Annotated in this window: 13 protein-coding genes; 3 read left to right on the forward strand and 10 right to left on the reverse strand. The window is 66.3% G+C overall.

Annotated features, from left to right (window positions below):
- Window position 1: 1 nt before the first annotated feature.
- A complete protein-coding gene (gene dksA / locus RA164_RS11230) occupies window positions 2-1,105 on the reverse strand; it encodes an RNA polymerase-binding protein DksA (protein WP_412731104.1) in 1,104 nt (367 codons plus the stop codon).
- 124 nt (window positions 1,106-1,229) lie between these two features.
- Between dksA and yidD the strand changes: the two genes are divergently transcribed.
- A complete protein-coding gene (gene yidD / locus RA164_RS11235; RefSeq protein WP_412731023.1) occupies window positions 1,230-1,550 on the forward strand; it encodes a membrane protein insertion efficiency factor YidD in 321 nt (106 codons plus the stop codon).
- Window positions 1,551-1,605: 55 nt separating this feature from the next.
- Here yidD and folE2 read toward each other — a convergent pair whose 3' ends face one another.
- The 7 genes from folE2 to efp all read right to left on the reverse strand — a co-directional run bounded on the left by folE2 (window position 1,606) and on the right by efp (window position 7,418).
- Window positions 1,606-2,553 (reverse strand): GTP cyclohydrolase FolE2, encoded by a 948-nt coding sequence (gene folE2 / locus RA164_RS11240; protein ID WP_329740942.1) that lies wholly within the window; start codon window positions 2,551-2,553, stop codon window positions 1,606-1,608.
- Between the two features lie 105 nt (window positions 2,554-2,658).
- A complete protein-coding gene (locus tag RA164_RS11245; RefSeq protein WP_329740943.1) occupies window positions 2,659-3,513 on the reverse strand; it encodes a squalene/phytoene synthase family protein in 855 nt (284 codons plus the stop codon).
- Window positions 3,510-4,184, reverse strand: coding sequence for a phosphoglycolate phosphatase (gene gph, locus RA164_RS11250; RefSeq protein WP_329740944.1), 675 nt, complete (start codon window positions 4,182-4,184; stop codon window positions 3,510-3,512). Before gph ends, RA164_RS11245 begins: the two co-directional genes overlap by 4 nt.
- The gene (ubiG, locus tag RA164_RS11255) at window positions 4,181-4,894 is read right to left on the reverse strand and encodes a bifunctional 2-polyprenyl-6-hydroxyphenol methylase/3-demethylubiquinol 3-O-methyltransferase UbiG (protein WP_329740945.1); all 714 of its coding nucleotides are present in this window, start codon (window positions 4,892-4,894) and stop codon (window positions 4,181-4,183) included. Before ubiG ends, gph begins: the two co-directional genes overlap by 4 nt.
- Before the next feature lie 138 nt (window positions 4,895-5,032).
- Window positions 5,033-5,287, reverse strand: coding sequence for a YciI family protein (locus tag RA164_RS11260; protein ID WP_329740946.1), 255 nt, complete (start codon window positions 5,285-5,287; stop codon window positions 5,033-5,035).
- 20 nt (window positions 5,288-5,307) lie between these two features.
- Complete coding sequence (locus RA164_RS11265; RefSeq protein ID WP_329740947.1) at window positions 5,308-6,639, reverse strand: TRZ/ATZ family hydrolase; 1,332 nt, start codon at window positions 6,637-6,639, stop codon at window positions 5,308-5,310.
- Window positions 6,640-6,848: 209 nt separating this feature from the next.
- The gene (gene efp, locus RA164_RS11270) at window positions 6,849-7,418 is read right to left on the reverse strand and encodes an elongation factor P (RefSeq protein ID WP_329740948.1); all 570 of its coding nucleotides are present in this window, start codon (window positions 7,416-7,418) and stop codon (window positions 6,849-6,851) included.
- Window positions 7,419-7,514: 96 nt separating this feature from the next.
- Between efp and epmB the strand changes: the two genes are divergently transcribed.
- The gene (epmB, locus tag RA164_RS11275) at window positions 7,515-8,525 is read left to right on the forward strand and encodes an EF-P beta-lysylation protein EpmB (RefSeq protein WP_329740949.1); all 1,011 of its coding nucleotides are present in this window, start codon (window positions 7,515-7,517) and stop codon (window positions 8,523-8,525) included.
- Between the two features lie 160 nt (window positions 8,526-8,685).
- On the forward strand, window positions 8,686-10,731 hold the full coding sequence (locus tag RA164_RS11280) for an EAL domain-containing response regulator (protein WP_329740950.1): 2,046 nt from the start codon (window positions 8,686-8,688) through the stop codon (window positions 10,729-10,731).
- A 154-nt stretch (window positions 10,732-10,885) separates the two neighbouring features.
- Here RA164_RS11280 and rplS read toward each other — a convergent pair whose 3' ends face one another.
- Both rplS and trmD read right to left on the reverse strand, forming a co-directional pair.
- On the reverse strand, window positions 10,886-11,278 hold the full coding sequence (gene rplS, locus RA164_RS11285) for a 50S ribosomal protein L19 (RefSeq protein ID WP_329740951.1): 393 nt from the start codon (window positions 11,276-11,278) through the stop codon (window positions 10,886-10,888).
- Between the two features lie 12 nt (window positions 11,279-11,290).
- Window positions 11,291-12,070, reverse strand: a complete 780-nt coding sequence (gene trmD, locus RA164_RS11290) for a tRNA (guanosine(37)-N1)-methyltransferase TrmD (RefSeq protein ID WP_329740952.1) — start codon at window positions 12,068-12,070, stop codon at window positions 11,291-11,293.

Here is a 12,070-nt window from a genome sequence, read left to right on the forward strand (position 1 = left end):
CTCAGTCGCCCATCTGCTTCTGCAGGTGTTCGCGACGCTCCTGGGCATCCAGCGACAAGGTCGCGATCGGGCGAGCCTCAAGCCGCTCGACGCCGATTTCCTCGTCGGTTTCCTCGCAGTAACCATAGCGGCCTTCCTCGATCCGGCGCAGGGCCTTGTCGATCTTGGAGATCAGCTTGCGGTAACGGTCGCGGGTGCGCAGCTCCAGCGAGTTCTCGGTCTCGCGGGTGGCGCGCTCGGCTTCGTCGCCAACGTCACGCACCTCGTCGCGCAGGTTTTCCATCGTCTGGCGCGACTCTTCCACCAACTGGTCGCGCCAGTCGCGCAGCTTGTTGCGGAAGTAGGCCAGGTGCCGGGGATTCATGTACTCCTCGTCGGACGAGGGGCGATATCCCTTGGGCAGGTCGATGGTGAGTGTCGAAGGCAGGGCATAACGCCCGTCTTCCTTGGTGATGCCATTGTCGAGGAGAGTTGCGGTGCTATTCATCGAGGACTGCGCGGATTTCTTGGTCGGTTGAGAGGCATGACGTGCGGTGGCCGATGCCACACGCGGAGACGCCACGGCGTGCCCCGACGCCGCCCCAGGATGGGACACGGCGGCGGTCTTCTTCGGCTCTACCGGTTTAGCGGCCGCCGCGGCAGCGGCTTTACTGGCCGGTGCCGCCTTGACTGCCGGCTTTGCCGGCCGGCTGATTGTCTTGGCGGCAGGTTTCACCGGTTTTGCCGCCGGCTTTCGAACCGGCGCGGCCGCCTTCTTGGCGACCTTGGTGGTGGCCGACTTGGCCACCGGAGCTTTCTTGGACGTCGCCGTCTTCGGCACCGCCTTCTTTACTGCCGGCTTTTTCGCAGCTGCCGTCGGCTTGACCGGCTTCTGCGTCTTGCCACGTACCGGCGCAGCCACTTTCTTCGCCACGGGCTTCTTGGCAACGACTTTCTTGGCAGCCACCTTCTTCGGCGCGACCTTGCTGCTGGCCGCTTTCGCTTTGGATGCAGTCGCCGACTTCGTCAGGGCCTTCGCCTTGCTGGCCTTGGTTTCTTTAGCCTTGCCCGCTGTCTTTCCCTTCTGCGGCTTGGCGGCGGTCGAACTGCGTGTCGTTTTCGCCATATCCCTCACCCGTTTTTGCCGTGGCGGCCGGGTGTTATAGCCCATGTAACTCCCCCGCGGCAACCACGCTTCTGGAATACTGGTCACTCTACATGCCAATGGTGCTGCTGGCAGCGTGAATGCCGTGACCCGTTTGATACTGCTACTGCTTGCGCTATACAAGCGCTGGTTGAGTCCACTGCTGGGACAGCGCTGTCGTTTTTATCCCAGTTGCTCCGATTATGCACGGATTGCGGTCACCCGCTTCGGTCCATGGCGCGGCGGCCTGCTGGCCGGCTGGCGCCTGCTGCGCTGCCAACCACTGTGCAGCGGCGGCCCCGACCCGGTTCCCGAACACTTCCACTTTGTCGGCTGCAGGCACCCGCAGGCCGAGGAACACACCGACCAGACGACGCCGACGGAAGCGCGGGAACCGCCTGCCGAGGCACACGATACGCCTCCCTGACGCCGCACAACGCGGCAAGGCATCCCAGCCGCAGTCACACTGGAGCGCTGCGACCTCAGGGCGACCCGAAGCCGCCCGGCACACCCTTGCTGGCATAGGCCACGGCGTCGTGCGGATGCAGGCTTTCCTGGTGCTCGACGCGCACGTGGAAGTCGGCCAGCCGGTCGTCGGCGTCGAGCGCACGCTGGATGCGACGCGCCGCGTCCTCGCAGAACATCAGGTTGCCGCCATTGGCCAGCGCGAAGGCCTGTTCGTCCTCGCGCTTCACCGCGGTCTGCACCGGCGTACCGAGTGCCTGCTCGACCCGGTCAAGGGTGGCGAGCAGGTCGAACGGCACGCCATCCTTCAGGCGTACCAGCAGGCGCGCGACGCTGCGCTGGGCGTGCGGCGTGGCGACGATGCCCTGTTCGCTTCCCAGCCATTGCAGCACCGTGGCGTGATCCAGCGGACGGTCGGCGGCGAAATCCTGGGCAAAACGCTCCTGGATCAACTGCCTGGACAAGGCTGCGGACGCGGGGCACGTCGACGAATAGACCACTTCGGTACCCAGCTCCAGCCGGAAACCGTCTGGTCCGAGGCTGGCTTCGACCGAAACCGGATAGCTGCGCCAGCCGCTGTTGGCGCTGCGCAGGGCCGCACGACGCACCAGCGTGTCGAAACGGATGCTGAGGCGGGCACGGTCGGACAGATCCTTGTGCGACTCCAGGAATGAGCGCAGCAGGCTCTCCAGCAGGCTGGCGCTCAACGGCTCGCTGCCGCCGAGCTGATGATCGACCAGCAGGTACAGCCGCGACATGTGGATGCCGCGCTTGTCGGGCCGCACCAGGTTGACGAAGGCGCCGACCTGGGCGCTGGCGCGCTGCACCTCGCCATCACCGGCGTCGAAGCGCACCGGCACCTCGATGCCATCCATGCCCACCCAGTCCAGCGCACCGCTAAGATGCGGCTGCGCCTGGCCGGCAACATCGGGCATCAAGCGGGTCGTGTTTTCGTGCGTATGCATGGACATTCCTGTTGTTCGGTACTCGGCGTCGCAAGACCTGTCATTTTGGGGCAGATCGCCAGCGCTCAATAGAAGCGCCGGGGAAACGCTGCGTTGCCGCGCCGCTCAGCCCACCAGGCGGCGCCATTGACGCGCCTGTCGCCAGGCCGTCATGGCCAGACCGAAGCCCGTGGCAGGTGCTCCCTGCTGCAAGCGTGCAAGCGGGTCGTCGGCGCGGGCAGCACGTCGGGCCAGCCGGCCGGCAACGGATGCCTCCAGCCCGCGGAAGACACTGAGCGGCCCCGGCTGCCGTTCCGCTTCGCGCCACGCATCGCAGAGGTCGGCAAGCTGGGCCTGGATGGCCTGGTCGCGCGCCTCGCCAGACTGTGCCAGCTGGCCGCGACTCAGCCCATAGCGGGCCAACCTCGCCATCGGCAACGGCAGCCGGTCGCGCGAGGCATCGTCCTGCAGCCGGCGCAGGGCATGCAGCAGATGGGTCAGGGTGGCAAGCCGGGCGGCGCGCTCGGTAGCAGCCCCTGTACCGAACCACCACGCCGTTTCCAGCGCAGCCAGGCCGCCGTGCAGGGGCTCGGCGGCCGCGATCTGGGCGGCGAAATCCGCAGCCGTACCCTGTTCCAGCTGTTCCATCGCAGCAAGTACCGGCGCCAGCCAGCGCTCGCTCGGAATCGCCTGCGCGCGCTCGTCCGCGAACAGCGCCTGGGTCAGCGGATGACGACCACCGCTGGCGGCCGCGCCGGAGAGTTCTTCGGCCCACCAGTTGAGCTTGCCGATGGCCACCTGCGGCTCGCGGATGCCGTAGGCGGCGGCCAGCAGTTCCTGCTCGAACGCGGCCAGCGCCACGTGCCCGGGATACTTTGCCGGATCGACGAAGGCCAGTGCCACGCGCTGCTGCGGCTGCACCGCAAGCCACTTGTCGACGTAACTCTGCAGCGCGCCCTGCGATGTCGGCACGCCGCTCATGCGGTTACCGCCAGGCCGAGCATCGCGGCCAGCTGGCGTGGATGGTCGATCACCGCATCGGCACCCCACTGGTCCGGCTCGCCGCCGTCCAGATAACCCCAGCGCACCGCCACCGTGTACAGGCCGGCAGCACGACCGGCCTGGATGTCACGGGCATCGTCGCCGACGAAAACGCATCGCGCCGGTTCGACTTTCGCGTGTTCGCAGGCCAGCCGCACTGGCGCCGGGTCGGGCTTCTTTACCGGCAGCGTGTCGCCACAGACCACCGCGCTGGCGCGCAGGTCCCAGTCGATGCGCTTGATCAGTTCCTCGGTGAGGAACGCCGGCTTGTTGGTGACGATGCCCCAGGACAGGCCCGCCGCCTCGATCGCGACCAACAGCGGGTCGATGCCGTCGAACGGCCGCGTGTGCTGCGCCATCAGGTCGGCGTAGATCGCCAGATAGCGCGGCATGCGCTTGATCAGCGCCGCATCGTCCTCGGCGAAGGCGCAGCGCAGAATCGCGCGGCCGCCGCGTGACACCACCTCGCGCACCACCGCATAGGACGGCACGGCCGCCCCCATTTCGCCACAGTAGACCTGCAACGCGGCGTACAGATCGGTGGCGCTGTCGAGAAGCGTGCCGTCCAGGTCGAACAGCACCGCCTGCAGGTCGGCAGGCACCGGCTTCATGCAGGTTTCCTGGCGCACAGCAGGTAGTTCACCGCGGTAATGCGGCTGAGCCAGGCCTTGCGGGTCAGCGGGTTGTAGCCCAGGCCGGACACCTCTTCGAGTTCCAGCCCGGCATGCCGAAGCAGACGCCCGAGTTCCGAGGGCTTCAGGAACTGCGCGTAGTGATGGGTACCCCTCGGCAGCATGCGGGTGATGTATTCGGCGCCGAGAATCGCTGCGCCGAACGCCGCCGGCGTCCGGTTGAGCGTGGACATGAACAGCCAGCCGCCGGGTTTGAGCATCGCCGCCAGGTCACGCACCAGCGCGGCCGGATCGGGCACGTGCTCGATCAGCTCCATACAGCAGACCGCATCGAACGACGCCGGCTCGGCCTGCGCCAGCTCGGCCGACGACTGCTGGCGGTAATCCACCTCCAGGCCCGACTCGTGCAGATGCAGGCGGGCGATCTCAATGACCTTCAGGCCCATGTCGATACCGGTGACCCTGGCCCCGGCGCGGGCCAGTGCCTCGCTGAGCAGCCCGCCACCACAGCCGACATCGGCCACCCGCGCACCACGCAGGTCCACGCGTGCCGCCACGTAGTCGGCGCGCACGGGGTTGAGATCATGCAGCGGCCGCGACTCACCGTCCGGGTCCCACCAGCGCGAGGCAAGACTCTCGAAGCGTGCGATTTCGTCAGGACTGACGTTGGCGGTGTGTTCGGTATTCATGGTTCAGGTCCTTCGAGTCCACGGCAGCGTGCCTGGAACGAACGGTTGGAAAGACAGAAAACCCTGATGCCCGCAGGCATCCGGCGGGGCCCACGCCCCTTCATGGGCGATCGGTTCGCGCCAATTGAACGGAAAAGGTTAGCCGGTCCGCCATTCATGCACCGTGACGTCCCAGCCACCGCTGGTGTACGCGGGATCGCGCCGAGCGACGGTCATCGCCTCGTCCATCGAGTCCGCACGCAGCAGATAGGCACCGCCGCTGCCGTCGCCGAACGGACCGGACATCTCGTTGTGCCCCTGCTCGCGCAGCTCTTCCAGGAACTGGCGGTGCAGCGGCACCACGGCCGGGTCGAGCTGCGGACGGCGCATGAGCAGGACAAGGTAACGGTTCATGTGAGGCCTCCGGTCAGCCGTCAGTGTTCGGCGATGCGTTCGCGCCAAGCGCGGGTACGCGCATGGATCGCATCGGCGTCCATGTCCACCAGGTGCCGGTCGGCCAGTTTGCGGCGCCCGGCGATCCAGACGTCGCTGACCTGGTGACGGCCAGTGGCATAGACCAGCTGCGACGCCACATGGAACAGCGGCTGTGTCTCCAGGTCGGACAGTCGAACCGCGGCCAGATCGGCCTGCTTGCCGGCGACGATCGAGCCGATCGATGCATCCAGCCCCATCGCACGGGCACTGCCGAGCGTGGCCGCATGCAGTGCGCTGGCGGCATCGAACGCCGCCGCGTCCTGTGCCACGGCCTTGGCCAGCAGCGCGGCGGTGCGCATTTCGCCGAACATGTCCAGATCGTTGTTGGAGGCGCAGCCGTCGGTGCCGATCGCCAGATTCACGCCTGCGCGACGCAGCTTCTCGGCCGGACAGAACCCGGACGCCAGCTTGAGGTTCGACTCGGGACAATGCACCACCGACACGCCGGCCTCGGCGCAGGCGGCGATCTCGCCCTCGGTCAGTTGCGTCATGTGCACCGCGATCAGCCGGTCGTTGACCAGGCCCAGCTGCTGCAGGCGCTGGAACGGTCGCAGTCCGCTCTTCTTCTTTTCTTCCTCGACTTCGTGGGCGGTCTCGTGCAAATGCAGGTGCACCGGTATGTCGAGCTGGTCGGCCAGCACCCGGATCCGCGCGAAACTCTCGTCGGACACGGTGTAAGGCGCATGGGGCGCGAACGCGGTGGATACCAGCACGTCGCTGCGGAAACTGTCGTGCACTTCGCCGGCACGCTCGAAATATTCGTCCTGGGTCCTGGCCCAGGCGGTGGGAAACTCGATCACCGGCAGGCCGACCACGGCACGGAAACCCAGCTTGCGATAGGTGGCGCCGATTGCGTCGGGGAAAAAGTAGTTCTCGTTGGCGCAGGTGGTGCCACCACGCAGCATCTCGGCCACGGCCAGTTCGACGCCATCGCGCACGAACTCCGGCCCGATCACCTTCGCCTCGGCCGGCCAGATGTGCTCCTGCAGCCAGGTCATCAGCGGCAGGTCGTCGGCCAGCCCGCGCAACAGGGTCATCGGGTTGTGGGTGTGGGCGTTGACCAGACCCGGCAGCAGCGCATGCTCCGGCAACCGCACCGATTCGCGCGGCACATAGGCCCTGCGTGCCTCGGCGATGGGCAGCAAGGCGACGATGCGATCGGCGTCCACGACCACGGCGTGGTCTTCCAGCACGACACCGTGCGGTTCCACCGGCACGACCCAGCGGGCTTCGATCAACAGGTCGACGGACTGGGGTTGGATATCACTCATGGCGGACCGTTCCAGGTTTCAGATGTGCGAAGGGCGGCTGACCTCGCGGCGCCGCCCCATGCTCGTCATTCCAGCGGTGCTGGAATCCAGTGACTTCGCCTTGCCGCACGCATGTTTCCGCGTACTTCGCAGGCCTGCCTCACTGGCCCCCGACTGACGCCGGAAGGATGAACCGGCAAGGGCACGAGCGTGGCCCGTGCCCGGAAACATCACTTGCCGACGCGGCTGACGTATTCGCCGGTGCGGGTGTCGACCTTGATCATCTCTTCCTGGCTGACGAACAGCGGCACGCGCACCACGGCGCCGGTTTCCAGGGTCGCCGGCTTGCCGCCACCGCCCGAGGTGTCGCCACGCACGCCGGGGTCGGTCTCGGTGATCTTCAGCTCGACGAAGTTGGGCGCCTGCACGGCGATGATCTCGCCGTTGAACAGCGTGACCACGCACTCTTCCTCACCCTTGAGCCACTTCACCGCCTCGCCCATGCCGGCCTTGCCGGCCTGGTGCTGCTCGAAGGTATCCGGCTGCATGAAGTGCCAGAACTCGCCGTCCGAATACAGGTACTGCATGTCGGTGTCGGTGACGTCGGCGACCTCGAAGGAGTCGCTCGACTTCATCGTCTGCTCGGTGGTGCGGCCGGTCTTCAGGTTGCGGATGAAGATGCGGGTGAAGGCCTGGCCCTTGCCGGGCTTGATGAATTCGGCTTCGGTAATGACCCACGGGTCATTGTTGTGAAGGATCTTCATGCCCTTCTTGACGTCATTGAGACCGGCGGTGGCCATGCGTATATGCTCCAGAAGTAGATCCGCCGCCCGAAGCGGCCAGAACAGCTAGAATAAGAGGTTGGCGCAGGCCCGGTGGCCTGCACAAGGTTCTCCATGATAACCGCAAGCCCCTGCACTCGCCTATCGCCGCCGGCAGTCGACTGGCGCGAACTGTGGCGAAATGCCGTTACAGACAGCGCCGAACTGCTCCGGATACTGGGCCTCGACAGCCTGGTCGAGTGGTTGCCGTCCGACGACGCCGGCTTCTCGCTGCGTGTGCCACGCGGCTTCGTGGCGCGCATGCGTCATGGCGACCCGCGCGATCCGCTGCTGCTGCAGGTCCTGCCGCAGCTGGCCGAGCTGGACCAGGTGCCGGGGTTCTCCATCGACGCCGTCGGCGACATGCCGGCGCGCGAGGCACAGGGGGTGCTGCACAAATACCATGGCCGTGCCCTGCTGATCGCCAGCGGCAGCTGCGCGGTCAACTGCCGCTACTGCTTCCGCCGCCACTTCCCCTATGCCGAGGAAATGGCCGCTGCCGGACAATGGCGGCAGGCGCTGGAGCATGTACGACGGGATTCGAGCATCAGCGAGCTGATCCTCTCCGGCGGCGACCCGCTGGCGCTGGCCACGCACAAGCTGGAAGAGCTGTCACGCGGCCTCGAAGACATCCCGCACGTGGTGCGGCTGCGCATCCACACGCGCCTGCCGGTGGTCCTGCCCGAGCGGGTCGACGACGCGCTGACGGCATGGCTCGCCGCATTGCCGCTGCAGAAAGTGGTGGTGCTGCACGCCAACCACGCCAACGAGTTCGATGCCCACGTCGACGCCGCCTGCGTACGTCTGCGCGAAGCCGGCGCCAGCCTGCTCAACCAAGCGGTGCTGCTGCGTGGCATCAACGACGATGCGCAGACCTTGTCGGCCCTGTCCGAGCGCATGTTCGCCGCCGGCGTGCTGCCGTATTACCTGCATCAGTTGGACCGGGTGCAGGGCGCGGCCCATTTCGAGGTGGACGATGCCCGTGCGCATGCGCTGATGGCGCAGGTCCGCGCGCGCCTGCCGGGCTACCTGGTACCCAAACTGGTTCGCGAGGTGGGCGGCGAGCCGTCCAAACGCCCCCTGTGAGCCTTTCGCGGCAGACTGCTCCGGGCGATCGGCCCCTGCCGCAAGGTTCTGCGCTGGAAGCTCCGCGCGGAATCCGTTACAACGCAGACATGCTGAAGCAAACGGCACGCCGCCGGCCGGCCATCAGCTTCAGCTCTGCCAACGGGAACGCGATGCATTCATGAAGAATAACGCCGTCATCAAGATCCTCTTCGTCGAAAATTCGGTCGAAGATGCGGAACAGATCATCAGCCTGATTCGTAATGCCGGCATTGCCGTCCGACCCGCGCGGGCCACCAATGCCGACGACTTCAAGACTGCACTCGACGATCTGCGCCCCGACCTGGTGCTGTTCAATTCCGCCATCAGTTCGCTGCCACTGCGCGAGGTGGCCAAGCTGATCGACAGCAGCGGCCGTGATGTGTCGCTGGTGGCCAACGTGTCGCAGCTGGACGGCCAGTCGGTCTCCAGCCTGTTCGCCGACGGCGTGCATGGCGTGGCCCTGCGCAGCCAGCCACGCCAGTTCGTGACTGTGGTGCAGCGCGAGTTCGAGGCACTGAACACACGGCGCCAGGTCCGTCGCCTGGAAAGCGCCCTGCGCGAATCCGAGCGGCGCTGCGATGCACTGCTGGATTCTTCCAACGATGCCATCGCCTATGTGCACGAAGGCATGCACGTGCGCGCCAACCGCTCCTACCTCGACACCTTCGGCTACGACGATTTCGACGATCTGCTCGGCCTGCCCATCCTCGACCTGATCAGCAGCGAGCATGCCGATGCCCTGAAAGGCCTGCTCAAGGATCACTCGCGCGACGAAAAGGCACCGCCCAGCATGGAACTGCAGGCCCGCCGCGCCGATGGCAGCTCGTTCCCGGCCACCATCGAGTTCGCGCATGCCACCTTCGAGGGTGAAGCCTGCCTGCAGGTCGTGTTCCGTCGGCAACTGGTCGACCCGGCGCTGGTCGAGCACCTGCAGCGCGATGCGGTCACCGGGCTGTACGTGCGGGCGCGCACCCTGGAATTCATCGACGAGGCCGTGGCCTCCGCCGCGGAAGGCCTCAAGGGACAGGCACTGCTGCTGGTCGAGCCCGACAACTGGACCAATGCCATCGCAGGCATCGGCCTCGGCAGGATCGACGACCTGCTGCACGGCATCGCCGGCCTGATCGACGACCTGCTCGGCCCCGACGACATCGCCGGACTGATGGCGGAGCACACCTTCGGCATCCTGCTGCACTCGAGCAGCGACGAGGCCATCAAAGCCTGGATCGCCCAGCTGCAGCAGCAGGTCGCCAATCGGATCTTCGACGCCGGCGAGCGTTCCATCTCGCTCACCATCAGCATCGGCGGCAGCCTGCTGGCTGAAAAGAACGCCAACGCCGAACTGCTGCTCAACCAGGCGAGCACGGCGCTGCGCAGCGCTCAGGGCCAGGGTGGCAACCGCAACGAACTGCACGACCCGACCGCCCGCGAAAAGGCCGACGAGGAACGCGAGCGCAACTGGCTTGCACAGATCCGCCAGGCACTGGAGCAGGACGATTTCGTGCTGCACCATCAGCACATCATCAGCCTGCAGGATGCGGATGGCGATTACTCGGAGATCCTGCTGCGCATGCACGGCCCGCAGGGCGAGGTGCAGCCTGGCATTTTCATGCCGATCGCCGAGAAGCACGGCCTGACCGCGGCGATCGACCGCTGGGTACTGGACAAGGCGATCAGCGCGCTGACGGCACGCGATGCACACGGCGGCAACACCACCTTCTTCGTGAAGCTCACCACCGAGTCGCTGCAGGAACCCGGCCTGCTGCCGTGGCTGGCGCAGCGGCTTAAACAGGCCAACCTCAAGCGCGGCCAGATCGTGCTGGAAATGACCGAAAGCCGGGTGGTCACCCTGCTCCGCCCTGCACAGGAATTCGTGTCGGGCTGGAAAAAGATCGGCGGGCGCTTCGCGCTGGAGCAGTTCGGTTCGGGCCTGAATTCGTTCCAGCTGCTGGGCCATATCGAGGCCGACTACCTGAAGATCGACCGTACCTACATGGCCGGCCTGCCGCAGCACCCGGAGAACCAGCAGAAGATCGCCGAGATCTGCCAGCAATCCCATGAGATGAAAAAGCAGGTCGTCGCCGAGTGGGTGGAGGATGCCGCCAGCACCTCGCTGCTGTTCGCCTGCGGCGTGGATTTCGTCCAGGGCAATTTCCTGCAGGAACCCCAGCTGCTGGTGCTTTGATCCCACCGCTGTGCGGCGGGTTCCGCGGCAACGCGGCATCACCCGCTGTCCGGCGGTAGGTGGTCCTCACGCCTGAATGCAAAAAGCCGCGGATCGCTCCGCGGCTTTTTGTTGTGTCGACGCCAGCGCGCTGAAGCGGCGGCGTACGCCCGGATTACTCCGCGGCTGCGCTCTTCGCGGCAGCCTTGGCGGCGGCAGCGGCAGCGATGTCTTCCTTGATGCGGGCAGCCTTGCCTTCCAGGCCACGCAGGTAGTACAGCTTGGCACCACGCACCTTGCCCTTGCGCTTCACCTGCACCGAATCGATGGTCGGGCTGTGCGCCTGGAACACGCGCTCCACACCGGTACCGTGCGAGATCTTGCGCACGGTGAAGGCGGAATGCAGACCGCGGCTGCGCTTGGCGATGACAACGCCTTCGAAGGCCTGCACGCGCTCGCGATTGCCTTCCTTCACCTTGACGTTGACCACCACGGTGTCGCCAGGGCCGAATTCCGGCAGCTGGCGGGTGATCTGCTCGGCTTCGAACTGTTCGATGATCTTGTTCATGGCAACACCTGACTAGATTTCAGTGGCACGACCGTTCTGGCCGCCCTGTTCATGCCGCATGTATTCGCGGCGGAATTCTTCAAGCAAGACGCGGGATTCAGCATCCAGCGCGACTTGCGCCAACAGTTCCGGACGGCGCAGCCAGGTTCGACCCAGCGACTGCTTCAGGCGCCACCGGCGAATCGCCGCATGGTCGCCGGAGAGCAGCACCTCCGGCACGTCGCCGTATGCATCATGCACCGGCTTCGCATAGTGCGGGCAGTCCAGCAGCCCGTTCGAGAACGAGTCCTGCTCGGCCGACTGCGCGTCGTTCAACGCGCCGTCCTGCAGGCGTCCGACGGCATCGATCACCACCGCGGCACCCAGCTCGCCGCCGGACAGCACATAATCGCCGATGGAAAGCTCCTCGTCGACCTCGTGCGCCAACAGGCGCTCATCCACACCTTCGTAACGCCCGCAGAGCAAGGCGATGCGCGGCCGTTTCGCCAGCGCCTCCACCCTGCCCTGCGTGAGCCGCGCTCCCTGCGGACTCATGTAAATCACATGCACCGGTTCCGATGCCGCCTCGCGCACGGCCTTGAGGGCCGCCCGCAAGGGCTCGATCAGCATCACCATGCCGGGCCCGCCGCCGCAGGTGCGGCCGTCCACGGTACGGTAATTGTCGATGGCATAGTCGCGCGGGTTCCAGGTTTCCACCTGCAGCAACTCGCGCTGCTGCGCGCGTCCCACCACACCGACGGCAGCACACTGGCGCACGAAGTCGGGAAACAGCGTGACGACGTCGATGCGCAT

The organism is Dyella sp. A6 (assembly GCF_036320485.1).
GTDB classification, from domain to species: Bacteria; Pseudomonadota; Gammaproteobacteria; order Xanthomonadales; family Rhodanobacteraceae; genus Rhodanobacter_A; species Rhodanobacter_A aluminiiresistens.